Source organism: Enterocloster citroniae, assembly GCF_040545455.1.
In the GTDB taxonomy this organism is placed as follows: domain Bacteria; phylum Bacillota; class Clostridia; order Lachnospirales; family Lachnospiraceae; genus Enterocloster; species Enterocloster citroniae.
In genome coordinates, this window is the sequence record NZ_JBEPLZ010000015.1 from 80,255 (window position 1) to 106,323 (window position 26,069).

Consider the following 26,069-nt stretch of genomic DNA (forward strand, 5'->3'; position numbering starts at 1 on the left):
TTTCTCTCCGGTTTTCCCCCTCGATCATTACTCCTGCACCTGCACCCACAGCTTTCTTGCCTTCAGCGCAGAGAAATTACAGGTTCTAAGCCCCATGGCTCCATTGTCAACATAATCATATATGCGGGCGTACCTGCGCAGGAGTTCATCCCTTTTTTCCAGGTCCTTAAGACCGGCCACCACAGGCGCGGCATCCGATGACAGCGCGGCAAAGTATCCCAGACCTTCCTCCCCCTGGCACGCACCGTGCTCCACATTGTATCGTGCAATGACATAGTCTGGTTTTATCCATGCAAATCCCAGATAAAATACGCTTATGGCCACCAGGCAGAACCGGAACAGCGGGAATGCGCGGTTGAATATCAGCAGCACCACACCTGCCATCAGAACCACCAGCATGGCCAGAAACCACAGTACCAGCACCCGCAGAAACGTGAGATGGTACTGCTGTACATAAAGCATCATCCTGTATACCGCCGATGCGATCATCACGTAGGTACAAAGGCTGATCACCAGAAGTATGGCTTTTAGCAGGACATGTTCCCTGCAATATTTAATGCACATCAAAACCATGACCAGGTTTAGGACCGCCACAAACAAAAGCTGGAAAAATCCCTGTCTTGCATAGTCCGAATAGGTCATCCCCCAGGGCAGGCTCCCCCGCCCCATGAACAGATATACGATCTGAATGCCGCAGAATACCAGATAAACGGCTGCGATCATGGACATGAAGCTGATGGCAGCCACAGGGGAACAGCACTGCCTGTCAGCCGTATCATCGCTTATTTCCCCGGCCCATGCGCTGCATACCAGGCAGTACAGGGTAAGTGTCCATGCAACGGCCTGAAGCGTCACAAGAAACAGGGTGAACGGGTTTAAAAATTCCTCTATGACCGTATCCAGCATATTCTGGAATACCATATCCGCACTGGCAAGCAGAAGGCTGAGGATGATCATGGCAGGGACCGCCGCACACACGCCTGCCAGGAGCCTTAACACAGTCCTGTATTTCCTGCTTTTAATGGATCTGATAAAATGGATCAGATGGGTAAAGGGACAATATATCATACTCAGCGCCTGGGCCAGATAGATAAGGATGGACGTAACATATTTTCCCACATTCCATTTCCCGTCCTCATGGAACTGGTGGAGGATAAAGATACAGAACAGCAGCACCATGGCAAGACGGTTCATATGATACCCCACCACTACATTGGTGGTAAAACAGGTGGACAGCCCGATCAAGAAGGTTACTGCCCCCAGGAACAGGGATCCTTTTTTGATCTTCACCTTTATCCTTTTTAGCACAAGGAATATGACACCGTAGGAAACCGCGGCAAACACAGGAACGGCAATCCCCAGCGGGTTGTGATACAAGCAAAAGCTGGCCATGATTCCATAAGCAATACTGAGAATGCCCAAAAATCCAAAATCATTTCCCAGTTCCCTAAGCCTCACTTCCCGCCTGGACAGCGCACGCCGGTCCGCCATAGATACCTGCCCGCCTGCATATCCGCCCTCCCGCCCCTCTGCCGCATCTGTCTGCCCCTGCACCGGGGGCGTCTTTTGTATCAGAATCTCATCATACATCAGGGTCATCTCCTTTCTCAGGTTCATATATGAGTATATCCCCGGGCTGGCAGTCCAGCGCCCTGCAGATTGCCTCCAGGGTAGAAAAGCGGACCGCCTTTGCCTTGTTATTCTTAAGGATGGACAGGTTTGCCATGGTGATATCCACCTCTGCAGCCAATTCCTTAAGACCTTTTTTTCGTTTGGCCATCATAACGTCCAGATTAATCACAATTCCCATGATATCCCTACCTTCCTATATAGTCAGATCATTTTCCTCTTTTAACCGAACCGCCTGCTCAAATACCTGGCACAGCACAAAACAGAACAGTCCTGCAATGGAAAATACAATGATCACAACAGCCGTGGCCGGGGTGGTTGCCAAAGGAAGCCTGACCAGGGACAGGGCCGCCAGGAAAAAGCTTAACTTTCCTATACGCTTCAGGGAATCGGCATTTTCCATCACAAAAGCGCGGTCCGCCAGCACTGTGTCAAACATCTTCCTCAGCTCCAGCACGATCAGAAGACAGAGGATTCCGGAGCCAATATACAGGATACACTGGGGTATATAGTGGATCCGGAAGGACTCCATATACTTCCCCACATAACGAAAAATCACGGGAATCCCCAGGGTAACCCCAAAACCGCCATAAAACATTACGTCCAACAACCATTTGGTAAACCGAACAAGACGAGTATTCATACCACATCCACCTTCCTAATATCATTATCTACAGTATTCACTATAGCACCTAAATTATTAATTATCAATATTATTTTATCGTTTATCAATAAATTAATATTGATTGTAGATAAATATTAAGAATCTTGTAAAAAACCGCTGTATGTTGTTCCAACAACATACATACGCGGCCTTCCATGGTATACTTATGTCAGAAAAACAAACGATTATCTTACCCTCAGTGGTTAAGGGTACCATCATTAAATTAAAAACAGGAGGATCTATTATGATAAGAAGAATTATTAAGATAAATGAAGAACTCTGCAACGGATGCGGCGCATGTGCGGCCGCATGTCATGAAGGCGCCATCGGTATGGTTGACGGCAAGGCCAGACTTTTAAAGGATGATTACTGCGATGGCCTGGGAGATTGCCTGCCCACCTGCCCCACCGGCGCCATTACATTTGAGGAAAGGGAAGCCGCTGCCTATGATGAGGCTGCTGTAAAGGCGCGCATGGCACAAAAAAAGCAATCCGCTGTAAACAGGGACCGCAGTGACGCTCCTCTTCCTTGCGGATGCCCGGGCACCCAGTCAAAGTCCATTTCCAGACCTGCCGGGAAACCGGCGCAGGAGGCATCCCCCTCACAGGCCCACGATCCTGACTCCATGGAAAGCAGGCTGTCCCAGTGGCCGGTGCAGATCAAGCTGGTCCCGGTCCAGGCCCCCTATTTTAAGGATGCCCGCCTTTTAGTTGCTGCCGACTGTACTGCCTTTGCCTATGGTAATTTTCACAATGACTTCATAGCCGGCCGCATCACCCTGATCGGATGTCCCAAGCTGGATATGGTAGACTACGCGGAAAAGCTGACCCAGATCATCCGTCTCAACGATATAAAGGATGTAACCATTGTCCGCATGGAAGTGCCTTGCTGCGGCGGGCTGGAGAACGCGGTCAGGAACGCCCTTCAGGCCAGCGGCAAGTTCATTCCATGGCAGGTGGTCACGGTCAGGACGGACGGTACTTTAAAGGAGTTGTAAAGAACAGTTTTATGTATAATGCCGGTCATAAAACCGGCATATTTTTTTGTGGTATGGGCTGTGTGCCCTGTGCTCCGGACATATAAAAACATTTCCCGGGAATTGAAATAATAATTGACATGTCAACTATACTGCTTTATACTTATATTAGAATTGTGATAACTATACTTGTCAATATGTCATTCGTAATTGTAGCGCCTTTGAAGACTTTGGCAGCTTATCAAACCTAAAATCCAAAAGCTTAAAGGAGCGTTTATTATGTGGACAAAAAAGGATCGAGTTTTAGCAGTATTAAATGGTGAGCTGGCAGACCGCCCGCCTGTTTCGGCATGGCGTCATTTTGTTGATAAAGAGCACAGCGGGTCTGCACTTTTTGTTGAAGCCATGCTGGACTGGCATCATACGTATGACTGGGATTATGTCAAGCTGCAGCCAAGGGCGTCTTACTATGAGGAAGCCTGGGGCGGCGTATTTGATTTTGATAACTATGAAGGGGTTCTTCCCAAATGTGTAAAAGGACCCATCGGCTGCGCAGAGGATCTGGAAAAGATTACTGTACTGCCCGGAGATCACGGCCCCTTTGCAGAGCAGATCGAGACAGTGAAAGCAATACAGGAGGGTGTGACTGACGGCGCTCCTATTTTCCAGACCATGATGTGCCCCACCAGTATCCTGCAGAAACTGTGTGCGGTAAACCCGATCGGACGTTACCGTGCTGCCAGCCGTGATGATCTTATGGTTACACTGATGCACGAGCAGCCGGATCTGGTACACCGTACCTTAAAGAATATCACCGATACCATGGCGGCTTACTCTCAGAAGATGATCGACAACGGGCTGTTCGGCGTATTTTACGGCGCAACCGGCCTTTCCCGTTCCACCTACCTGACAAAGGAGGAGTGGGAAGAATTCGTAAAACCCTACGACCTGATGTTGATGGAGGTACTGAAACCCTGCAAGATCATGGTGCATGCCTGCGGACTGGAAGTCAATCCGGAGTATTTTGCCCATTATCCCATTGATATCCTGCATTGGCCGGAGAGCGCAACAGGCAATCCTTCCCTGGACAGCGCGCCTTTATGGCTGGATAAATCCATAACGCCTATGGGCGGCTGTGACGAGAGGCTGTTCGGACAGCATAAGGCGGAGGAGATTGGCGCCGCAACCAGACACACCTTAAAACGCATGAAGGAAATACCGTTTATTTTAGCTCCGGACTGCTCTCTGGCCCTGAATACCTATGATGATGAGCTGAGGGCATTTATTGCAGCCGCACACGAATAAGACTGATCTGGCATATCTTCCGGCTATCCTGCTTTTACGTACTGTGCCTTGACGTCTTCGGTGCCTGAATAACAGGACAGTGATGAGAGAGGGGATAGTTGATGATAACCGAAGATAATATTTCTTACATACCAAAATATGTTCAGATACAAAATTATATCCTGCAAAAGATTAAAGACGGCATCTTTCTGCCCGGTGACAGGATTCCATCGGAAGCGGAGTTCTCCAAGCAGTTTGATGTCAGCCGGATCACGGTCAACACTGCCATCAAGGAGCTTGCAAGCGCAGGGGTGGTGGAGCGGATCCAGGGAAAGGGAACCTTTATCCTTTCGCCTGATAAGAACGGCGACAAACAGCCCTTTGCATTTGCCAGCGAAATCAAGATCGAACCCTTTGAGCAGTCGGCCCACCGGCCTCATAAGCTGCTTGAGCACGGCATTATACAGGCCGGTCCGGTGCTGTGTGCCAAACTCAACCTGGATCAGGGAGCTTATGTGTATAAGATCGTGCGCTGCGTGTGTCAGGACGGCCTGCCCATCGAGCTGGATTATAACTATATTCCTCTTTCCGTATGCAGCAACCACACCTTTGACAGCGAGGCGCTTGAACGGATATTCCTGCACGAATATGTGCGCAAATATTTCAACAAAAAGCCTACCCGTTTAAAGATCTTTATCAACACACAGATCACCAGGGATATGGACATCTCCCCTCTTAAATTGGAAAAAAATGCGGAACTGTTTACATGGGATAATTTTGTATACAAAGATACCGAGGTCCTGGCTATCACCACTACCGTTTGTGCATCACAGTTAAATAAGCCATTTATTACATTAGAATTTTAAAGCTTAAGGCAGGGCCGTAATGGCGCCTGCCTTTTTTGTATCCAGCCCTGTTTTCCTTCTATTTTCACTCCTGTTTGATACACTCCCCCTCCTGTATTTCCTGACAATTCATCAAACTGCCCAAATTAAAGCCTGCCAATTGTGCAACATTACAAAAATAAAACTTTTTGTTTACTTTCATTAGGATAATGTGTATAATGAATCCAGGTTGATAAGTTGCTAATACATATATTTGTTATGTCTACTTTACATATCCAGAAAAAGATAACAAATCGTTCATAAAAGGAGGTTAACGGCTGAGTTTTTAATAACAGCGGTGAGACCGGATCCAGAAGATTCCGGATCGCGTCAGGTATCTGCTTCAGATGCATTTTAAAGGGGGATTTTATTATGTTCAGTCAAGCAATACTTCTCAAATCGATCGGCGGCAAAATTTTAGGTGTCCTGGATAATACGAAAAAAGGATTTTTCCTTGGCATCAGTATCATAGCCAGCGGACTTTCCGTGTTCTTAAATGAGGGAATACTTTAACTGTGTTTTTCCACTCTGTATCTCTTTAGCCTTGTAGCAACAATTCTTTATGTAGTATACTATTTATAAGAACATAGGAAATACATATAACAATGTCATATTGCCGGAGTTTGGAATAAGCAATTATAGCTGTATAAACGAAAGGAGAATAAGTATTATGGGAGAAATCAAAAACGTAGCAACATTAACCGATGATGTTCAGGCAAACATCAACAGGTCGGCCATCGAATTCAGGGCATCCTGGATGGCTTTGATCTATGACGAGCTGAAGAAGGATGGAATTGATCCTGAGCCTGCGATCAGAAGGGCGATCTGGAAATGCGGAAAGATCCACGGTGAGAATTACAAAGCAGCCTGCGCAAATCCTGATGACTGCAGGGATTTTGCAAACGTATTTTTAAATGAGCTGGGAAGAAAGACCTTTGAAAAGGAAATCATCGAAATGAAGGAATCAGAGGTTCTTGTAGATTTCCATTACTGCCCGCTGTTAACTGCCTGGAAAAAGTTAGGCTTTGATGACGAGACATGTGCATTATTCTGTGACATTGCCATGGACGGGGACCGCGGTATTGCGGAAGGCATGGGATTACAGCTGGATCTGACCGAGACCCTGGCTGAGGGATGTCCGATCTGCAAGCTTCGCTTCTATAAATAATCGTACATCTGTTAAAACAAGTTGTAACTGTTCAGGACATCCAATGTGAAAATGGGTGCAAAAAGGATATCGCCTCTTATACACGAGGGATATCCTTTTTTTCTATAAAGATGCGGGAATATTTACTCAGATAAAGCCTCAAAGATCAATTTCCCTACCACGGATCCTCCGTCCAGGATACCGATGGATTTCTCCCCGTAGTAAGCAGCCCTTCCGTGCACGGATTTCATTTCCCTGGTTGCCTCCGATCCCTCTGCCGCTGCCTTTGCCGCTGCCCGGAAGGATTCTTCAAAGCTGCAGTCCCTGTGCTCCAAAAGGCTCTGGGCCGCTGGATAAATGGAATCCAAAATAGTCTTTTCCCCCGGCTTAGAACCGGCCTTGGCCATAATCTTTTCCACTCCGGCCATCACCGCCTCGGCAAACCCGGCCGGGTCTGTCTCGGTCTTGCCTTTTAAGGACTTTGCCATTCCCATAAAGGCAAAGGAGATAATGGTCCCCAGACTGGAGGGCGCCGCCTCATTAAACACACCGCCTGTCTGCATCAGGAGCTTGCCCAGGTCTGTCTCCTGGGTTTCCTCCACAAACCGGGCTGCCGCCGCAAACCCCTCGCTCATGGAAACTCCCAGGTCCCCATCTCCGTTCTGCTGGTCCAGCTTGATCAGGTAATCTTTGTTCTCAGTCATAATGCCGCTTATTTTTTTTATGCCTTTTTTTACAGATGATGCATCCATGATTCCAGTCTCCTTATTAGCGATTATTTGTTCAGGTTTGTGTAAAACGGTGTCTTTGCAGGTGCTGTCAAAAGCTCCTTTAACTGTTCATCCAGTTTAAAGATGGTCACGGAAAGACCTACCATCTCCATAGAAGTGGCATATTCACCTATATGGGGCATGATGATCTTCACTCCTTTTTCCGTTAACAGTTCATGGACACAGCGGTACACGATCAGCTGCTCCTCCATGGGGGTTGCTCCCAGGCCGTTCACCAGCACGGATACCTCATCCCCCTGTGTCAGAGGCATATCCTGGGTGATCCTGTCCACCAGGGTTTTGGCCACCTCATCCGCGGTCATCATCTTTCTCACTTCAATGCCTTTTTCCCCGTGGATCCCCATTCCGATCTCAATCTCATCATCCCCGATCTTAAAGGTGGGCTCGCCTACCTGTGGCACAATACAGGGTGACAGGGCCACTCCCATGGTCCGGATATTGTCCAGGGCCTTTTCAGCCACGGCAGCCACCTCATCCAGGGACATCATCCGCTCCGCAGCAGCGCCCGCAACCTTGAACCCATAGACCATTCCGGCCACACCGCGGCGTTTTTCCTTTGTCTCCTTCGGGCTGCTGGCAACATCATCCTTTACACGCACGGTCCTGGTCTCAACATCATCCATTTCCACCATCTCACATGCCATGTCAAAATTCATGTTGTCCCCGCCGTAGTTTCCGTACAGGCAGAGTACGCCGCTGCCGTGATCACACGCTTTGATCATATCCGCCATCTTTTTTGCAGAAGGGGAGGCAAACACATTGCCCACCGCGCAGCCATCCAGCATTCCCTGGCCCACATACCCCAGAAATACGGGAAGATGGCCGCTGCCGCCTGCTGTGACGATCCCCACCTTGCCCTGTTCAACCGGGTAATTGGTGAGAAGGATCCTCTCATCACCGTCCAGCAGCCTTACCTTATCCCCATATGCATAGATAATGCCTTCCATGGTCTCTTTTACAAAATCTTCCGGTCTGTTGATTAATTTCTTCATGCTGATTCTCCTTGTTTTTTAAGATATGAGTATTCCGGATTCAATACAATGCTGCGTCCTCCTGAAACCTCCAGGCTGGTTCCCGTTATGTAGGACGCCTGTTCGCTGCACAGGAACACCACAGGCCCTGCGATCTCCTCAGGTTTGGCCACCCTCCTGAGAAGGGTGTCATTGGCATTTCGCTGCAAGTATTCCTCACTGATGTTTGCGGCCACCGCAGGCGTGGCTGTAAAACCGGGCAGTACGGAGTTTACCCTGACCCCATAAGCGGCATATTCGCCGGCAAAGGATACGGCCAGCTTGGCCACCGCTGATTTCAGGGGTCCGTACAGGGTGCTGGCGCCCACGGTGGCGCATCTGGCCGCCAGGGAACTGATATTCACAATACTTCCCCCGCTGTCCTTCATATAGCGGAATGCAGCCTGGGTCCCGTATATAGTACTGAAAAAACAGACCTTAGTTATCTGCTCAATCTCCTTTTCCCCATACTCTTCCCCCTTTTTTGGAAAACTGGCTCCCACATTGTTGACCCAGAAGTCCAGGGACCCAAACCGTTTAAAGGCCTGTTCTGCAGCTCTGTATACATCTTCCTCCACAGTCATATCGGCCGCCGCCGCACCCACAGGTCCGTATGGGCTGAGACGTTTGGCCGCGTCCTCCACCTCATCCGCTTTCCTGGCGCAGATCCATACATTGGCCCCTTCCTCCAGAAAGGTCTTAGCCACCGCATAGCCGATGCCCTTGCTGCCCCCGGTGACCACGGCAGTCCTTCCCCTTAAACCTAAATCCATATATAACCCCCGCTTTCATCTTTCCCTTTGTCGCTAGGCGCCCAGGTATGCCGCCTTCACCTTTGGATCCACAAGGAGTTCCTTGCCCTTGCCCTCCATGATGATCTTGCCCGTCTCCAGAACATATCCCCTGTCCGCAATGGAAAGGGCCATGGAAGCATTCTGCTCAATGAGAAGAATGGTTTTTCCCATATCCCTGATCTTCATGATCAGTTCAAATATATCCTCCACAATGATCGGCGCAAGACCCAGGGACGGCTCATCCAGCATCACGATATCCGGATCCATCATAAGCCCCCTGGATATGGCCAGCATCTGCTGCTCTCCGCCTGAAAGGCTTCCTCCCGCCTGGCCGATCCTCTCCTTGAGACGAGGGAACAGGGCATACTGCTCCTCCACCAGTTCCCCTATCCTTGCCTTGGAAAGCTTGGGATTTCCAAGGGAACCCGCTATAAGGTTTTCGTACACGGTCAGGGCCGGGAAGATCTTCCTTCCCTCAGGCACATGGCACATGCCCATTTTAACCACCTTGTCTGGAGCCATCCTTGTAATGTCCTGGCCCTTAAAGGAAATACTTCCTCCTGCCTTTGGAACCAGTCCGGAGATCGCGCCCAGGGTGGTTGTCTTGCCCGCGCCGTTGGAACCGATCAGGGTAATGATCTCCCCTTTCTCCACATGGAAGCTGATGTTTGTCAGCGCTGTGATATATCCGTAATTCACCGAAAGATTCTCAACCTTAAGCATGAACCTTCACCGCCTCTCCTGCTATGATACCCTTTCCAAAATACGCTTCCTGTACCTGGTGGTTGGCCTTTACCTCGTCCGGCGTACCCTCACAGATCTTCTGACCAAAATTCAGCACCAGAATGCGGTTGCAGGAGTTCATAACAAATTTCATATCATGCTCGATCACGGCAATGGTATAACCGCCCTCGTTGAGCATTTTAATAAATTCCATCAGTTCCTGGGTCTCCAGGGGGTTCATACCCGCTGCCGGCTCATCCAGCAAAAGGATATACGGCTCCAGGGCCAGTGCCCTTGCGATCTCCACCTTCCTCTGCATGCCGTATGCCAGATTCCCTGCCATGGTATCCCTGTACTCAAACAGGCCGATGGCTTTTAATATCTCCTCGCTTTTGCTGACCGCATATTCCTCATCCTGTTTATACGTCCTGGTGTGGATAATGGCATCCAGCATATTGCTCTTTGTCCTGATGTGGCACCCGATCTTAACATTGTCAAGAACGCTCATGAACTTAAACAGCTGCAGGTTCTGGAACGTTCTGGCCATGCGCTTCCTGGCCACCTTTTCAGATGAAAACCCGGTCACATCCTCCCCCATCAGATATACCTTTCCTTTGGTGGGCGTATACATACCGGTGCACATGTTAAAGAATGTGGTCTTTCCCGCGCCGTTAGGCCCGATGATACCGAAAATGTCCCCTGCCATGACCTTCATATCCACGTTCTCAACCGCCTTCAGGCCGCCGAAATACTTGCACAGGCCCCTGGACTCAAGAATCGGTACATTTTTATCAATGGAATTAAAATCAATCATGCCTTTTTCACCTCCGGAGCCTTTTTGCCTTTTTTACCATTGTCCTTTTTCTGAATCTCACCTCCTGCAAGGATGGAATCAGATGCGCCCATCAGCCCCTGAGGGCGTACCCACATCATCAGGATAATGATAAATGCATAGATCACATATCTCCAGTTTTCCAGGAAGCGCAGGGCTTCTGTGAGTATGGTGACAATGGCCGATCCCAGAATGGGTCCCAAAAGGGTTCCCTGTCCGCCGATCACCACCATGGCCAGCACGTTAAATCCTGTATCCGTGGTAAACTGTGAGGACTCAATATAGTTTACAAAAGGAGCATAGGCCGCTCCGATGATCCCGGCCCAGAACGCGCCGTACATAAAGTTCATGCACTTGCACACGCTTGTCTCAACTCCCAGTGATTTAGCAGCCACCTGGTCTTCGCGGATCGCCATCCAGGCGCGGCCCACCCTGGATTTTAATACCCTTCCTGTGACAAACAGGAATACCACCCCAATGATAAGGAAAATAAAATAGTAGTATTTGGGCTTGAACATTTCCAGTCCAAAGAAATTGGGATAGGGGATCTGTTTGATCCCAAGGGCACCGCCGGTCACAGGCGTCCAGGTCTGGGCAATGATCCTGATGATCTCAGAAGCGCCCAAGGTTACGATGGACAGGTAGATTCCGGACAGCTTCAGGGTGGGAAGGCTTACGATCAGTCCCACAAGGGCTGCGAGTATTCCTGCAATGGGAAGCACGATCCAGAAATCAATTCCCAGATTCTTGGAAAGGGACGCGCAGGTATAAGCGCCAATGGCAAAAAATCCCGCCTGGCCCAGACAGGTCTGGCCGCTGTAGCCATTGATCACGTTCAGGGATCCGGCCAGGGTGGCGTACATCATAATGGTACAGATATACCGTAAGATCAATGCCTGTTTTACCACAAAGGGAAGAATGATGGATATGACAAGAAGGGCCAGCAATACAGGCAGCTTATGTTTTTCATAAAAATCCCTTGCCTTGTTCATCATACTCTCACCCCTTTCTTACTGACAAATCCCTGAGGTCTGATCAGCAGCACCAGGATCAGGAACCCAAAGGCGAACACATCCCTGAAGGTAGCGGCCGACACAGCGATCCCCAGGTTCTCGATCACGCCGATGCACAGACCGCCCAGGGCGGAGAACCGGATATCCACCAGGCCCCCCAGCACGCTGGCTGCAAACGCCTTCATGCTGTAGATACCGCCCATGGTGGCGGATACGGAATAATAATAGATACAGAGCAGGATACCTGCAATCCCGCCGAAACCGGAACCAATACAGTTGCCGATCATGGCCATGCGCTTTACATTGATGCCCACCAGGTATGCGGCATCCTTGTTCTGGCTTACAGCCCTTAAGGCAATTCCCCACTTGGTCCTGTTAAAAAACAGGGTCAGGGCAGACGCCAGGACCACCACAAGGACAATGACCACGATCTGAAGCAGTTTTATATCCAGCCGGACGCTGCCTAACATAAAGGTGAATGTTTTATTTTCAACAATATCAAGAACAGGTTTTGTCTCAGGCCCAAAGACGATCTGAGCCAGGTTTTTGATCAGCATACTGATACCAATGGTACACAGCAGTGAAATGTGCCTGGGCGCATTAAAGAATTTTTCATAGCAGAGCTTGTAGACAACAATTCCTATTAAAAATGATCCGGTAAATGCCGCCAGGATCGCCAGCGGAAGATTGTTGCCAAACAGTAAAAAAATATAATAGGAGGAGAAGGCTCCAATCATCATGATCTCGCCATATGTAAATGTAACCATCCCTACCACACCGACTATAACAGAATAGCCGATTGCCATCAGTGCGTATATTGCGCCCTGGCACAAGCCGTTAACCAGCTGATTTAATATATATTCCATATCCATACCTCCTCGTCACACGCAGAAGCCCGCTTTTTAGAAAAGGGCGGCAGACAGGAGCATCTATATGGTATCTTGTTCCTGTGCGCCGCCCCAGAGCGTGTCTGCAATTGCCCTTAGCCGTTCTTAAAGGCCTTCTGCGCCGTATTCAAATCCTTCCAGCACCACCCACTTGGCATCCTTAACGCCGCAGATCATGTACTGGCGCTCAATATCGCCGTCCGGTGTAAAGTTCAGCGCCCCTGTCACGCCTTCGTTCTCGCTCTCAGCCAACGCCTGCTGGATCGCGTCACGGGTAATCTCCCCATCCCCGATCCTCTCCACTGCATTGGCGATCAGATATACACAGTCATATGCACATGCAGGGTGGATGGTTGGCTTAAATCCGGCTTCCTCCTCAAAGGATTTGGCCCAGTTGGACAGGGTCTCATTGTTCTCATCAAAGAAGAAAGGAGAAGTCACGATCAGGTTATCCGGAGTGGTCAGCTGGTTAATCAGCTGCTCAGAGGTGCCAGGCCCTAAGGAAACATGCTGGATATCCCAGCCCGCGGCATCCGCCTGGTTAAAGATGGCTGCAACGGCGTCTCCCTGGTCCATCACTACCAGACAGTCCGGATCAATGGATCTCATCTTTGTAATAAGGGAGCTGAAGTCCTTTTCGCCGGTGGCGTACTTTTCTGCGGTCACATCCAGTCCTTCCTTTTCCGCCTGCTCCATGAAGTTATCATAGCAGGAAAGGCCCCAGTCACTGTCCACACGGATCACTGCGATCTTCTGCGCGCCCAGATACTTTTTAAGTATGTATTTTGCAAGGTAAGGAGCTTCCACATCCTGGCGCCCCATGATACTGAAGCAGTATTTGCTCATATTTGCATAGTCGGGAGCGGATGCGGTGGGGCTCAGCTGGACGATTCCGTACCGGTCCACGATCTCCGCATTGGCCTTACAGGCACCTGAGGTGAAATCCCCCAAAATAGCCATAACGCTTTCATCCTCTGCAAAGTTGGTTGCCATATTGGAAGATACCACAGCATCTCCCTGGGTGTCCTTGATTTCAATCTCAAACTTATGGCCGTTTACCCCGCCCTTTGCATTGATCTCGTCTATGGCTTTCTGAAATCCGATCTGGAATCCCTTTCCGTACTCGGCATAGTTGCCTGTAAGGGGTGCCAGGCCGCCCAGCTTAATGGTTGATTTCTCTCCAGCCTCTGTCTTGGCTCCTGTTGTGCTTGAACACCCTGCCAGCAGACCTGCTGCCAGTGCTGCAGAAAGGGCCAGCGCTGCCATTGATTTAAACCTCTTCATAAAAAACTCCTCCTTTTTCCTTTTGATTTATTTGTGGAAGCAAAGCTTACATGTAGGACATCCCTTTGCCAGTGTGTCTGTTAATTCCAGATCCAGTCCCATTGCCTCTGCAATGCCCCGGTCCCCATCCATGGCAATATCGCAAAGAACAGCGCATGTCTCATCATCAAATCCCAGCTTTTTCCAAGCATTTAACAGCGCGCAGTAATGGAAATCCACAGGAACCTCAGTTTCAGTCACTTGATGCACCTCCTGCTCAAAGGTTTTTCTTCCCAAATCGTTTAAGAACACCTTTGCAAAATCCCTGCAGTCCTCCGGATCAGAACAGGCCGCCTTAAAATTCTCACCGTGGATGTTTCCGCATTTGCGGATCGCTTTTCTGAATATAGGCTCAGGATCGATCCCCGCTTTTCTGAACTCATCATAGATAAGGCCCATCCACGTTGCCCTGTGCTCAATGGCCGCCCTGTTGATATTTGCCTGCTCGTCCTTTGTCAGTGTTGCTACATTCTTGATCTCTCCCATGATTTCTTTTATCTCCTTTCATTTATACAGTTTTTTTTCATATGTCATACTGTATCTCACAAAACTAATCATATCAGTTTTCATCTAAATGTCAAGCATTTTTAGTTAATATTTACATGGAACCTCATATAATAAAGTTAAAACTATCAATATTACCTACTTATATCATGTTTTTCTCTATATTTCAGCAAAATCTGATATGACTATTTACTTTTCAGTCCAGGGGGGTTATAATATATTTTCCTGCCTTTTTATATATTTTATCAAAGTCTTGATTTTCATCCGGATATAACCTATACTGAGTTCATACACATAATTCATGACCTAAGATCAAGAAAGGATGCATCTGATATGATTAGTTCAGAGCTGAACCTGAAAGAGCAGATACATGATAATTTATTTTCAGATATAGTAAATGGAGTATACCAGCCCGGAGCCATTCTCCACGAGAAATCCCTGATGGAGAAGTACGGCGTCAGCCGCGCCCCCATCCGGGAAGCCCTGATCCAGCTGTGCAGTGAGGATGTGCTGCGCAACTATCCTAAGCGCGGTTATGAAGTGACTGAGATAAGTGAGGGAGATATACAGAATATCATACGGTACCGTATTTCTCTGGAATGCGGCTTTATGCAGCAGTATGGCGGATACATTGATGACGGACTCATTGAAAAGCTGGAACATCACAATCTGTACCACCAGCAGCGCCAGGGAGAAGGGCTTACAGCACTGGAACACTGGCTGGACAACATTGGATTCCACCTGCTGTTATTTTCCAACTACCAGAACGACTATGCATACAAAAAGCTTCAGGAATCCATGACCACCCAGACCCGCTTCTATGCCCAAAAGCGTTCCCGCCAGTGGCATTCCCCCATTTTTTATGATGCGGACGGGCTTCATGTGGCGATTGTGGATTACCTGAAGCAGAAAAACTACAGTATGGCCTCCAATATTTTGAAGGCTGATATTGAGGACCGGACTACCATGTAAAAACGGACGTGGGGTTCAGGCAAAAAAACAGAAAGAGGAGATCAAAATTCCTCTTTCTGTTTTTATATCAGGTATTTACTGGACATTGGTATAAATATCCGTAAAGTGCTCGATCCAGTTTGCCTTATTGTCAATGGCAATGGACTCATCATCCTTGATCACATTGACCTCACTGTAAGGTTTCAGTATGGGGGAATCGGGAAGGTCATTGCGGATCCCCCGGTTATTCAAATCCACCACCATCATTGTCTGGGCTTCTTTTCCGGTGATAAAGTCAACAAACTTCTGCGCATTTTCCATATGGGGCGCATCCTTTACAATACAGATATTGGTGCCTCTGAAGATAACGCCTTCCTCCATGTAGACCAGCTTTACGGGAGCTCCTGCCACCACGTAATCAGCGCCGCCTGTTTCGTATGTAAGACCTACCGTGTACTCCCCGTCTGCCACGCCTTTATATACGGCTGAGGAACTGCTTAACAGCTTGCCGTCCAGGTTTTCGCAGAACTTTTCCACAAAGTTCCATGCCTCATCCGTGTCCCCGCCTCCCATTGCGTAAAGCATGTTCACCAGGTGCTCCCATCCGGATGCTGTCTGGGCCGGGTTGGCTGCTGCTATCTTTCCTTTCAGTTCAGGATTTAACAGATCTTCATAACCATTGATCTCCAGATCCCCGATCAGATTGGTGTTTACCATCAGCACGCTGGGCATCAACGTGGCCCTGGTTATGGATTTTTCCACGTTCTTGTGCTCCTCGGAGATGACAAATTCCTCGTTGGGGCTTACATAGTCCTCAAACAGATATGCCTGGGGCGCCACTGTGGATACCGTGCCTGCAAACAGGATATCTCCCAACGGGTTGCTGGTTTCTGATTCAATACGCTTAAGAAGTTCACCTGTACCTGCTGCGATCAGGTCCACCTTCACACCTGTCTCTTTTTCAAACTCCTCCACCAGGGGATCCAGAAACTCCAGGGAATAGGCACTGTACACAACAACCGTATTGTCTCCCGATTCCTTTTTCTCTCCTGATTCCTTTTTCTCCTCTGTCTCCTTCTTTTCCTCCCCCGACTGGGCCTTTGCCTCTGTCTTTGCCGGTTCCGCCTTACCCGCGTCCGCTGTTTTAGACCCACATGCGCTTAAGCCTGCCATAAGGCTCATTACCAGAAATACTGACAACATTTTCTTCATTCCGACTTCCTCCTTTATCCGGATCACTGTTTTTCATACCATTATTATATCAGGGCTGTCCCTTCCGGCTCAATCCGACAAACCGGTCATAGTATCTAAAATCATGAACTACCATGTCCATCCCTGGGATGAAACGATACCGTCCGCCCCCAGGCCCTCTGCAAGAATCCTCACATCCTCTGCCTGCTGACCGGTTATAAGGGGAGTCTCTATGAGAAGATACATCTTAGCCCCCTTGCCGTGGGCCACATCCGCACATCCCTTCAGTTCCCGGATCATGGTGTGGATATCCCCTGACTTAAATGCTCCCGCATTAAAGGTCACACATATATCAGTCGCTCCCCGGTCTGCCGCGTCCTCTGTTTCCGCTATCTTCACTTCCGGGCAGTCCATTCCCAGCGGATAGCTGACCACGGTCCCCAGACTGACCCCTGACTGTTCCAGAACCCGCCTGGCATTCTCGATCATGTTGGGAAATACCCATACGGAACTTTTTTTCTGTCTGACCGCTTCCCTGCACAGCCCTGCCAGGGCATCTTCACTCAGGCCGCACGTTAATAATCCCATGGACATCCCTGAATCAAAGAAGTTTTTGTCCGTTATATTCATCTTCCCTTACCCCCCTTATTCCGGCAGCTGTTCAAGGATCCTAAACGGTGTGCTGGTGGCAATACGGTCCGCGCCCGCCTCCACCATGGCCATTGCGTCCTCCGCAGTCCTCACGCCTCCGGATGCCATCACCTGTATCATCCCTGCATAGTGCTGTTTTATGAATCTGATCTGACCAGGGGTTGTCACTGCCCCAAACCCCGGATTTGTCTTTAAGAACGGGATACCCAGCTCAACCGCCATTTGGGCCGCCCGTTTCTGGTCATCCGCTGAAAGACGGCTGGCAAAATAGATCATTTTCATAAGCACGTTATGTTCCTGGGTCAGGTGCACAAACCCTTTCATATCCTCCTTGGCTTCCTCATATCTGCCGGATAAAAACAGGCTCAGGTCCATGGATATATCCAGCTCATCGGCGCCATCCGCAATGGCCGTCCTGGCCTGGAGCATTTTTGTCTCATGAGTCATACCCGCAAGAGGATATGACAGCACCGTACACACCTTTTTTCCCAGCGGATGGAGTATCTCTGCCGCGGTTTTAACATAATATGGTTCAGCCAGGGTAACAGCAAACCCGTAACCACTGGTCTGTTTTACAAATCCCCTGAATTCTTCCAGCATGGGCGCCGGTTTATTTCCAATGGAAGCGTCAATCATCGGCTCCAGCCTGCTTTTTGTCAGTTTCATTTTTCCCCTTCCCTTCTTCCGCCTTTTCCCTGTCCTTTTTATTGCTGATATGGTATATGGCCTGGTTTGTACTCTTTACAAACTCCGTTGGGGACATCCCTGTATACTTTTTAAAAACAGAACAAAAATATTTGTAATCGCTGAATCCCACCCGGTTTGCAATCTCATATACCTTCCATGTTCCATCCTTTAAAAGCTGGACTGATTTTTGGATCCGGTATCTGTTAAGGATGTCCAGAAATGTCTGGTCTGTGAACTCCTTCAGCTTACGGCTGAGATAGCTGATGCTGATCCCCAGTTCCTCGGCCACCGACTCCACGGTCAGTTTTTTGTCATACTGTTCACAGATCATATTCATTGCCTTCACCACATAGACATTTTCAAAACTGTCCTTGTACCGGTAAATACTCCAGTCCTCCAGCTCCTGCTTGGTCTTGTTCTTAGTAAGCTCCATGATCTCCATGTAAGTCTGGCTGTACTCAATCTCCCTGTGGATGTCCGCCATGACATGTTCCAGCTGGATCTCATCCACGGGCTTTAACAGGTAATCCGATACCTTCAGCTGAATGGCTGATTTGGCATATTCAAAATCTGAATAACCGGTCAAAATGACCGTACGGAAATGGCATTTTTTCCGGGCCTGCCGGATCATCTCGATCCCATCCATGACCGGCATCCGGATATCGGTTATCACCACGTCCGGATGTTTTTCACAGATCATTGTAAGCCCCTCTGCCCCATCCTTTGCCACGCCGGACAGGGTGCAGTCCATTTTGATCCAGTCGATCATATACTCCAATCCCGTCCGGATCAGTTCTTCGTCTTCCACAATCACTACTTTCAGCACTTATTCCTCCCCCGCAGTCCTGTGATAGTGAATCTTATCTATGTACCGGCAGCCGTATCTTTACAACCGTACCGCTTTCCATTTCACTGCGTATTTCCAGTCCATAGTCCGGTCCATACATCAGGTGTATCCTTCGATGGATATTATACAGCCCCAGTTTATTTTCAGGATTACTGGATTCTTCCAGGGAATCGGTCAGACGCCGAAGCGCCTCCTTCTCCATACCTACCCCGTCATTATAAATGGCAATGACCAGGTCCCCTTCCATTACCCGCGATGTAACCATGACAGTAAGTGTTTCCCTGTCCCCAAACCCATATTTTACCGCATTTTCTATAATGGGCTGGAACAACAGTTTTGGTATAATACAGTCTTCTGTATCATGATGGATATTGATGTGATAACAAAACCGCTCCTTGAACCTGGCTTCCAATATCTCCAGGTAATAATATGTATACCCCATATCCTCCATTATGGTGACTTCTTCCTTCTTGTTGTCTACCGAATACCGCAGCAGGCTGGACAGATTGATGATCATCCGCTCTCCCCTTCTCGGGTCGATCCGTATAAGTACCCGGATTACCTCCAGGGTGTTATACAGAAAGTGTGCGTCAAACTGGCTTTCCAAATGCTTGATCTCAGCCATCACGGTCTGCCTTGTCTTCTCCTTATTCAGCTGGATCAGATTGTCAAACTCGGAGAGCATCACATTGTAGGAATCCCCTATGATCTCAAACTCATCACCTGTTTTAATATTCAGGGGAACATTGAGATTCCCCTCCCGGACACAGTCAAATGCCCTGGTCACCTCGTCAATGATCTTGGTCTTGCTGGCCGCGATCTTGTCCGTACTCAGAAAAATGGTCATCACCATAACGGCAAAAACAAATATAAGGATAATGGTCAGCAGGGTAAACAGGGTTCGGATGATCTGTACGGAAGACAGGGTGTAGATCACGATCTTTCCATCCTCCACCTCATCCTTAACAGTCGAATACACGTCATCCTCAAAATGCAGATATTCCTCTGCTTCCATTACCTTTGCATCCAGGTTATCCATCTCATCCTGGAACTGATAGGCATTGGATACAAAAATATTGCCGTACCGGTCCGTAATAATGAGCAGCGCGGGAAGCGCCCCCGCAGAGCGCAGGAAATCCGAGCCCCTTATGGTAAACAGCAGATATCCCTTTATGGATCCTGATTCATAAAGAGCCTGTCCCACTTCCAGCTCCAGATTGCCTGAGTCCTTTGTGTCCAGCCTGGAGAACGACACCATGGACTGCCCCGGACCGCGCTCCATCTGTCTCATGATCCCACAGGCAGGCCTGTCCGGGTCCGATAATATCTGGGGCAGAAGCCTGGTGCTGGCCGCGATCAGCTGCCGTTCACTATCCAGCACAAAAAAATCAGCTTTGCAAGGCATGTCGCCCACAACCTCATATAACTGTGCGCTGATGGACGGTACGTCCCATTCCGGTACGTCCAGATCCCATCCGGACGCTGCCTCACAGGCACTGCGAAACCTTGCGATATAGTCCTCCAGGCTCTGGGATATCTGTGTGTTGCACTGGTTATTGCGCTCGCACACCCCCTGGTTCCATGCGAAATAAAAGATGAGTTCCACAATGAGGACCATGCACATGGCGGGAAAAAGGGCATAAAGAATCAGGGTCCTGCGAATACTTCGTCTAAATTCCCCATATCTGATATCTTTCATGTCCCGCCATGCCCGCCTTTCTGTTACAAACTAACATCCCTTCCGCCTGACAACTTAAAGAAAATCAACAGTGATATGATCGTTGTCATTGTTAAGATGGTTGCCAGGGCTGCCGCTGTTCCGTAACTGGCCCTGATCACCTCCTGGTAGATCGCCACCGACATGGTAAGCGTCTTACCTGTAAAGAGGATGATGGATGCCCCCAATTCATTGATGACCGTTATCCAGCTCAATATGGCCCCTGACAGTACGCCCGGCATCATCATCACTACGGTCACTTTGAAGAATGTCTTTACCGGGGAAGCCCCAAGGCTGATGGATGCCTCCTCCATGCTGGGACTGATCTGATACAGTATGGCCGCGCTTGAGCGCAGGGTATAGGGCAGTCTCCGCACAATAAAAGCAATAATAATGATATATGGCGTGCCGCTGAGCAGCAGCGGCTTGTGATTAAAGGCCAGCAGCAACGTGATTCCCAAAACAGACCCCGGTATGATATAAGGGAACATGGTCAGGGTATCGATCATGCTGGTAAACACATTCTTGCGCCTGATGGAAAGATACGCGATAAAGATCCCAAGAAGCACAATAACGATAATGGCGGCCAGGCCGAATACATAGGTGTTGCGCACAGCCTTGCCCAGGTTTGAAAAGATCATCCGGTAGCTGACCAGGGAATACCCCTCCAGGAATACCGCCCGCTTTGTGTTCAGGAATGATGTGTAGATAACCGTCAGCTGAGGCAGGATCGCCAGGCCTACTACGGTGTACACAAACCCGTGGATCAGAACATTTTTGATCCCTGTCACCTGTTTGGCCTTAATGGGCCTTAAAGAGGACATGGTAAAGGACTTCTTGTTCACAAAATACTTCTGGGCCGTAAACATCACCGCTGTCACAAGAACCATGATCGCTGCCATGGCCGCTGCAAAGTTGGCTTCCCCGCCTGTCTCACTTACAAACTCGTTGTAGATCAGGGACGGCATGGTCTGATATCCCTCTCCAATCAGCATGGGAGTGCCAAAGTCTGCCAGTGAATTCATAAAAACCAGGAGGGCTCCTGCAAACACGGTGGGCATGATCAGGGGCACAATGATGGTGGCCACTTTCTTCACCCCGTTGCAGCCCAGGCTTTCCGCTGCTTCACTTAAAGAGACATCGATCTTTTTCAGTGCTCCTGATACGTACATATAGATAAACGGATATAGCTTTAATGTAAATACAAGAAGCATTCCTCCAAACCCGTAGATGGATGGGGTCCTGATCCCAAAATGGCTTTCCACAAATTTGGTGACCCACCCGCTTCTTCCGCACAGTAGGATCCATGAATAGGCTCCGATAAAAGCAGGGGACATCATGGATATGATAATTAATATCTCAACCAATCCTTTTCCTCTGATCTTACAGGTTGTCATAAAGTATGCCAGCGGGGTCCCTATCAGGACTGTAAACGCGGTTACGCAGACCGTTAGCTTAAAACTGTTTTTCAGCGCGCCAAAATAGTAACGCTTACCAAAAAATTTCTGGAAATTGCTCAGACTCCACTGTCCGCTGGCTGGGTCCTTAAACCCGCTGATAAACAGTGAAAATAATGGATAGATCAAGAATAATATAAATACAAGCAGGATGACAACTGTAACTGATTTCCAGAAATCCCACCTGTAACGGGATTTAAATTTTTGAATCATACCTACCCTCCGTTCTGTACGCCTCATACCGCTGCTTTGATCAGACTGTGTTCCTGGTCTTCTGTAAACACATTGATCTTAGCGGCATTTGGTTTAAGGTCAATGAGGTCCCCCACATGATGCAGCAGCTCCGAATGCCCCAGATCCTGTGTGAACTCAATGCTGGGCTGTCCCGCAAGCACCATGGAATCCTCAAACTCCAATACATAATTAATATATTTTCCCAGGAAGGTAGTTTCCGTGATCCTGGCTCTGACCCCCGGCTGCAGGGAGAATTCTTCCGGCCGGATGGACACCACTGCCCTCTGGCCGTTTTGGGCCTCATCCGCCAGGTTATCCATCCCGATCCTGTAACCATTGGCCAGGCAGATTCCTGTAAATCCTATTTCCTTACATATTGTAGCATGGAACAAATTACTGTGTCCAATAAATGTGGACACAAAGGTGTTGGCCGGACGTGAATAGATGCGCTCAGGCGTGCCCACCTGTTGGATGACACCGGATTTCATGACCGCGATCCTGTCTGAGATAGCCAGCGCCTCCTCCTGGTCATGGGTGACGTAAACAGTGGTGATCCCTACCTGATGCTGCACTTCCCTGATGGCGGAACGCATTTCGATCCTCAGCTTTGCGTCCAGGTTGGAAAGGGGCTCATCCATTAGCAGCACGCTGGGATGGATCACAATGGCCCTGGCAAGGGCAACCCTTTGCTGCTGTCCACCGGACAGGTTCTGGGGCAGGCGGTCCTGGTACTCCTGGATCTGCACTACGCTTAAAATCTCATCTATCTTTTTCTTCATGGAATCCTTTGGCTCTTTTCTAAGTTTCAGCCCGTACTCCACATTTTCCCTCACCGTCATATGGGGAAATATGGCATAATTCTGAAATACCATGCCAATATTCCGCTTGTGTGCATCGATCCGGTTGATGACCTTGTCGTCAAAGCAGATTTCTCCCCCCTCTATGGTGTTAAAACCCGCGATCATCCTGAGAAGGGTAGTTTTCCCACAGCCGGACGGACCTAAGAGAGTAAAAAATTCCCCGTTTTTTATCTCCACGGACAAATCCGGAATGATCGTATTTTCACCATATTTTTTTACTACATGATTAATCCCAATCGAAACGCTCATCCTGTGTCTCCTCCTATGACTTTAATACCCTCCGCCCAATGTGCCTTCTTCCCGGACAACCAGAGTACCTTCCTTTTCCCTCCTGATTGCTTCCTCCATGATCTCCACCGTACCCCTGGTCCCGATCCGTATGGTTCCTGTGGAAAGGACTGCCAGCGCTGCGTCAAGTGTCCTCACCCCTCCTGCAGCTTTCACACTCACATGCGGGGAGCAGCTTTTCCTCATATTCTTAAGGTCCTCAATGGTTGCCCCTGTGGGTGCATAACCAGTGGATGTTTTGACGAAATCCATTCCCGCTGCCTCCGCGATCCTGCACGCATGGGTAATCTGTTCCGGACTCAGATAATGGTTCTCAAAGATCACCTTTACCCTGGCTCCCAGATTGTGGGCAGATCTTGCCACTTCCCTCAGTTCCTGCTCCACATAGTCATATTCGCCGGAAAGGAAGCGGGCAATGTTCATCACTACATCCACCTCCACTGCCCCGTGTACAATGGCGTCCATGGTTTCAAATATCTTGCTTTTGGTGCTTGCCGTTCCGTGGGGAAATGCTGCTACCGTGGTCACCAGGACGCCGCTTCCCTCCAGCTCCCTTACCACAACCGGCAGGTCCGAAGGTCTGACGCACACTGAAACACAGCCGTATTTCTTAGCGATACCGCATCCTTCTACCAGCTCCTTAACCGTAATGTCCGGCCTCAGCAGGGAGTGGTCGATGGTCATAGCCACATCCCCGGCAGTAATGTGATCCCCCGATTTCCATACATTTACGTTACCTTCCATCATATTTACCTTCTTCCTTTTTATTATGGTTTCATTGTATCATTGCCCTATGGCCGCCACAATCCGACAAACCTGGCAAAACATCTAAAAACATGAACTAAAAATGGATCCCACAAGCATCCGTCTGTTTGTGGGATCCATTTTCTATTTCAGACTCATGTTCTATTTCATCATGACCTGGAGAAATGTCTCTGTAATCTCATCACTGCCAAAATCACCCGGGGATTTTACAAAATTTTTGTGAGGACCCATCCTCCACCGCTCTGCGGCTTTTAACAGTTCCTCCTTTGTACAGGGCCACGGTTCATGGGCTGTCAGGCTTTCGATTAGCACGCAGATCTCCTCCATGTCCATGCCGCAGCGCTGTTGGTAATAGGCTGCTTTATCCGGGCATAAACGGGCCGAACGCCGGATGTAATGGGGCAGGAATTCTGCACAGGCCATTCCGTGAGGTGTGAGGAATGTCTCTGTTAGGTAATACCCAAATACATGGCAGTAAGCGGTGCCTGTTTTATTGATCACCATGCCTCCAAACAGGGAACCGTAATACAGCTGTTCCCTCTGGCCTGCGGTCAGCTCCTTCCCCCTCTCCATCCCTGCCAGGACCGGCAGGATCAGCTGTGCCGCGGACATTGCCGCCATGTCTGTCATAAGGTTGGACGCCTTGCAGAAAAAACCTTCTGTCGCATGGCACAGGGCATCCAGGGCAGTGGATACCGTAATATCATAGGACAGAGACATGGTATAGCGCGGGTCTCCGAACACCACCCTGGCATATCCGTGATCAAAGCTAACGGATTTCTTGCGTCCTGTAATATCCGAGGTAAGGACACTGTAGGGATTGATCTCACTTCCAGTCCCGGCCGTGGTCCCGATCTGCACCAATGGCAGTGGAACGTGCTCCCAGTGGGGCGCAGCCTGGTACAGAGAGTCTCCGGGCATCTGGTTGCGGGCAAACACCGCGGCCATTTTACTGCAGTCAATGGCAGACCCGCCTCCGATCCCCATGATAAAGCCGGCCCGGATCCGCCGCGCCTCATCCCCTGCCCTGCGCGCCGTGGAGATCAGGGGATTGGATTCCACCTGGTCAAAGACATCCCATGATATCTTCTGTGAATCCAGGGCCTTTACAGCATCCTGCAAGGCGCCGGAATCCTTTGCCCCATGCTGTCCGGTGACAATCAGGCAGCTTGTTCCCAGCTCCTTAAACAGCTTCCTTCCCTCCCACACGCATCCCGGCCCTGTTACCAGACGTACAGGAAGGAAATAATCCATGTTCAGACTATTATCCATGAGCCTCAGCCCCGGCAAGGATCTCCAGGGTGGCGCTTACACCCAGACGGTCCGCCCCTGCCTCAAGTACGGGCAGCACATCCTCATAGGTCCTCATGCCTCCGGATGCTTTTACCTTCATGGAATCCCCCACAGTCTCCTTCATCAGCCGCACATCATGGGCAGTGGCTCCTCCTGTCCCAAAGCCGGTTGACGTTTTAACAAAATCAGCCCCTGCCTTTTTGGCAAGAAGGCAGACCTCCCGCTTTTCCTCATCCGTGAGATAGCATGTTTCAATGATCACCTTTGTGAGGACTCCGGCGGCAGCATCCACCACTGCCTTTATATCCTCATACACCAAATCCATATGGCCGGATTTTAATGCTCCCACATTGATGACCATATCCACTTCCTCTGCCCCCTTTGAGATCGCATCCCTGGTCTCAAACGCTTTTGTGTCGCTGGTATTAGCTCCCAGAGGAAATCCGATCACGGTGCAGACCCTGACATCAGACCCCTTTAACAGCTGTGCCGCCTTTGCCACATAACAGGGATTTACACACACGGACGCCACCTTATTCTCCACAGCCTCCCTGCACAGCACCTCGATCTGCTTCTCCTCTGCAAATGCTTTTAACAATGTATGGTCACACATTTTTGCAATTTTATTACGATTCATCATTCATTCTCCCTACTCTTATTATTTTAC

Annotated in this window: 28 protein-coding genes; 6 read left to right on the forward strand and 22 right to left on the reverse strand. The window is 49.2% G+C overall.

The genetic code is table 11. From position 1 onward, the window contains the following. Nucleotides 1-27: 27 nt before the first annotated feature. From ABID13_RS18290 to ABID13_RS18300, 3 genes are read right to left on the reverse strand one after another with little or no spacing between them, the layout of a single operon-like run. The gene (locus tag ABID13_RS18290) at nt 28-1,590 is read right to left on the reverse strand and encodes a DUF4153 domain-containing protein (RefSeq protein ID WP_053095379.1); all 1,563 of its coding nucleotides are present in this window, start codon (nt 1,588-1,590) and stop codon (nt 28-30) included. Further along, the gene (locus ABID13_RS18295) at nt 1,583-1,810 is read right to left on the reverse strand and encodes a helix-turn-helix domain-containing protein (RefSeq protein ID WP_007870602.1); all 228 of its coding nucleotides are present in this window, start codon (nt 1,808-1,810) and stop codon (nt 1,583-1,585) included. The genes ABID13_RS18290 and ABID13_RS18295 overlap by 8 nt, the downstream gene beginning before the upstream one ends. Nucleotides 1,811-1,825: 15 nt before the next feature. After that, a complete protein-coding gene (locus ABID13_RS18300) occupies nt 1,826-2,272 on the reverse strand; it encodes a DUF2975 domain-containing protein (protein ID WP_007870603.1) in 447 nt (148 codons plus the stop codon). Between the two features lie 265 nt (nt 2,273-2,537). On the opposite strand from ABID13_RS18300, the gene ABID13_RS18305 reads away from it, so the two are divergent. The 5 genes from ABID13_RS18305 (at nt 2,538) to ABID13_RS18325 (ending at nt 6,605) form a co-directional block, all read left to right on the forward strand. Continuing rightward, nucleotides 2,538-3,290, forward strand: coding sequence for an ATP-binding protein (locus tag ABID13_RS18305; protein WP_007870605.1), 753 nt, complete (start codon nt 2,538-2,540; stop codon nt 3,288-3,290). A 258-nt stretch (nt 3,291-3,548) separates the two neighbouring features. Beyond that, nucleotides 3,549-4,574, forward strand: a complete 1,026-nt coding sequence (locus tag ABID13_RS18310) for a uroporphyrinogen decarboxylase family protein (RefSeq protein ID WP_007870607.1) — start codon at nt 3,549-3,551, stop codon at nt 4,572-4,574. A gap of 101 nt (nt 4,575-4,675) precedes the next feature. Beyond that, the gene (locus ABID13_RS18315; RefSeq protein WP_045091678.1) at nt 4,676-5,419 is read left to right on the forward strand and encodes a GntR family transcriptional regulator; all 744 of its coding nucleotides are present in this window, start codon (nt 4,676-4,678) and stop codon (nt 5,417-5,419) included. Nucleotides 5,420-5,809: 390 nt separating this feature from the next. Next, nucleotides 5,810-5,950, forward strand: a complete 141-nt coding sequence (locus ABID13_RS18320) for a hypothetical protein (RefSeq protein ID WP_156200215.1) — start codon at nt 5,810-5,812, stop codon at nt 5,948-5,950. A gap of 157 nt (nt 5,951-6,107) precedes the next feature. Further along, on the forward strand, nt 6,108-6,605 hold the full coding sequence (locus ABID13_RS18325; RefSeq protein ID WP_007870611.1) for an L-2-amino-thiazoline-4-carboxylic acid hydrolase: 498 nt from the start codon (nt 6,108-6,110) through the stop codon (nt 6,603-6,605). A gap of 122 nt (nt 6,606-6,727) precedes the next feature. Here the strand turns inward: ABID13_RS18325 and ABID13_RS18330 are convergent, their stop codons facing one another. From ABID13_RS18330 to ABID13_RS18370, 9 genes are all read right to left on the reverse strand, one after another. Continuing rightward, nucleotides 6,728-7,336 carry a dihydroxyacetone kinase subunit L gene (locus ABID13_RS18330; RefSeq protein ID WP_045091677.1) on the reverse strand — a complete coding sequence of 203 codons (609 nt, stop codon included), beginning with the start codon at nt 7,334-7,336 and terminating at the stop codon, nt 6,728-6,730. A gap of 23 nt (nt 7,337-7,359) precedes the next feature. Continuing rightward, nucleotides 7,360-8,367 (reverse strand): dihydroxyacetone kinase subunit DhaK, encoded by a 1,008-nt coding sequence (locus ABID13_RS18335; protein WP_048931069.1) that lies wholly within the window; start codon nt 8,365-8,367, stop codon nt 7,360-7,362. Continuing rightward, on the reverse strand, nt 8,364-9,158 hold the full coding sequence (locus ABID13_RS18340; protein WP_007870615.1) for an SDR family NAD(P)-dependent oxidoreductase: 795 nt from the start codon (nt 9,156-9,158) through the stop codon (nt 8,364-8,366). The genes ABID13_RS18335 and ABID13_RS18340 overlap by 4 nt, the downstream gene beginning before the upstream one ends. Before the next feature lie 33 nt (nt 9,159-9,191). After that, nucleotides 9,192-9,902, reverse strand: a complete 711-nt coding sequence (locus tag ABID13_RS18345; protein WP_007870620.1) for an ABC transporter ATP-binding protein — start codon at nt 9,900-9,902, stop codon at nt 9,192-9,194. Continuing rightward, nucleotides 9,895-10,716, reverse strand: a complete 822-nt coding sequence (locus ABID13_RS18350) for an ABC transporter ATP-binding protein (RefSeq protein ID WP_007870622.1) — start codon at nt 10,714-10,716, stop codon at nt 9,895-9,897. The genes ABID13_RS18345 and ABID13_RS18350 overlap by 8 nt, the downstream gene beginning before the upstream one ends. Next, nucleotides 10,713-11,729 (reverse strand): branched-chain amino acid ABC transporter permease, encoded by a 1,017-nt coding sequence (locus tag ABID13_RS18355; protein WP_085952490.1) that lies wholly within the window; start codon nt 11,727-11,729, stop codon nt 10,713-10,715. Before ABID13_RS18355 ends, ABID13_RS18350 begins: the two co-directional genes overlap by 4 nt. Beyond that, a complete protein-coding gene (locus tag ABID13_RS18360; protein WP_007870632.1) occupies nt 11,726-12,613 on the reverse strand; it encodes a branched-chain amino acid ABC transporter permease in 888 nt (295 codons plus the stop codon). The genes ABID13_RS18355 and ABID13_RS18360 overlap by 4 nt, the downstream gene beginning before the upstream one ends. Nucleotides 12,614-12,739: 126 nt before the next feature. Beyond that, a complete protein-coding gene (locus tag ABID13_RS18365; RefSeq protein WP_007870635.1) occupies nt 12,740-13,918 on the reverse strand; it encodes an ABC transporter substrate-binding protein in 1,179 nt (392 codons plus the stop codon). Nucleotides 13,919-13,945: 27 nt separating this feature from the next. Continuing rightward, nucleotides 13,946-14,443 carry an L-2-amino-thiazoline-4-carboxylic acid hydrolase gene (locus ABID13_RS18370; RefSeq protein ID WP_007870638.1) on the reverse strand — a complete coding sequence of 166 codons (498 nt, stop codon included), beginning with the start codon at nt 14,441-14,443 and terminating at the stop codon, nt 13,946-13,948. 351 nt (nt 14,444-14,794) lie between these two features. Between ABID13_RS18370 and ABID13_RS18375 the strand changes: the two genes are divergently transcribed. Then, the gene (locus ABID13_RS18375) at nt 14,795-15,433 is read left to right on the forward strand and encodes a GntR family transcriptional regulator (RefSeq protein WP_007870640.1); all 639 of its coding nucleotides are present in this window, start codon (nt 14,795-14,797) and stop codon (nt 15,431-15,433) included. Between the two features lie 75 nt (nt 15,434-15,508). Here ABID13_RS18375 and ABID13_RS18380 read toward each other — a convergent pair whose 3' ends face one another. From ABID13_RS18380 to deoC (ABID13_RS18425), 10 genes are all read right to left on the reverse strand, one after another. After that, nucleotides 15,509-16,624, reverse strand: coding sequence for an extracellular solute-binding protein (locus ABID13_RS18380; protein WP_082174002.1), 1,116 nt, complete (start codon nt 16,622-16,624; stop codon nt 15,509-15,511). Between the two features lie 108 nt (nt 16,625-16,732). Further along, entirely contained in the window at nt 16,733-17,233 is a 501-nt protein-coding gene (locus tag ABID13_RS18385; protein ID WP_048931070.1) for a hypothetical protein, read from the reverse strand. Nucleotides 17,234-17,248: 15 nt separating this feature from the next. Further along, nucleotides 17,249-17,920, reverse strand: coding sequence for a deoxyribose-phosphate aldolase (gene deoC / locus ABID13_RS18390; protein WP_045091675.1), 672 nt, complete (start codon nt 17,918-17,920; stop codon nt 17,249-17,251). Beyond that, nucleotides 17,883-18,767, reverse strand: coding sequence for a response regulator transcription factor (locus ABID13_RS18395; protein ID WP_082174003.1), 885 nt, complete (start codon nt 18,765-18,767; stop codon nt 17,883-17,885). The genes deoC (ABID13_RS18390) and ABID13_RS18395 overlap by 38 nt, the downstream gene beginning before the upstream one ends. Before the next feature lie 34 nt (nt 18,768-18,801). Beyond that, on the reverse strand, nt 18,802-20,487 hold the full coding sequence (locus ABID13_RS18400) for a sensor histidine kinase (protein WP_048931071.1): 1,686 nt from the start codon (nt 20,485-20,487) through the stop codon (nt 18,802-18,804). 23 nt (nt 20,488-20,510) lie between these two features. Next, entirely contained in the window at nt 20,511-22,175 is a 1,665-nt protein-coding gene (locus ABID13_RS18405) for an ABC transporter permease (protein ID WP_045091673.1), read from the reverse strand. A gap of 23 nt (nt 22,176-22,198) precedes the next feature. Next, the gene (locus tag ABID13_RS18410; RefSeq protein ID WP_045091672.1) at nt 22,199-23,305 is read right to left on the reverse strand and encodes an ABC transporter ATP-binding protein; all 1,107 of its coding nucleotides are present in this window, start codon (nt 23,303-23,305) and stop codon (nt 22,199-22,201) included. A gap of 21 nt (nt 23,306-23,326) precedes the next feature. Continuing rightward, a complete protein-coding gene (gene deoC / locus ABID13_RS18415; RefSeq protein WP_082174004.1) occupies nt 23,327-24,091 on the reverse strand; it encodes a deoxyribose-phosphate aldolase in 765 nt (254 codons plus the stop codon). A 159-nt stretch (nt 24,092-24,250) separates the two neighbouring features. Then, entirely contained in the window at nt 24,251-25,381 is a 1,131-nt protein-coding gene (locus tag ABID13_RS18420) for an iron-containing alcohol dehydrogenase (RefSeq protein WP_048931072.1), read from the reverse strand. Further along, entirely contained in the window at nt 25,374-26,039 is a 666-nt protein-coding gene (deoC, locus tag ABID13_RS18425) for a deoxyribose-phosphate aldolase (RefSeq protein WP_045091670.1), read from the reverse strand. The genes ABID13_RS18420 and deoC (ABID13_RS18425) overlap by 8 nt, the downstream gene beginning before the upstream one ends. Between the last annotated feature and the right edge of the window lie 30 nt (nt 26,040-26,069).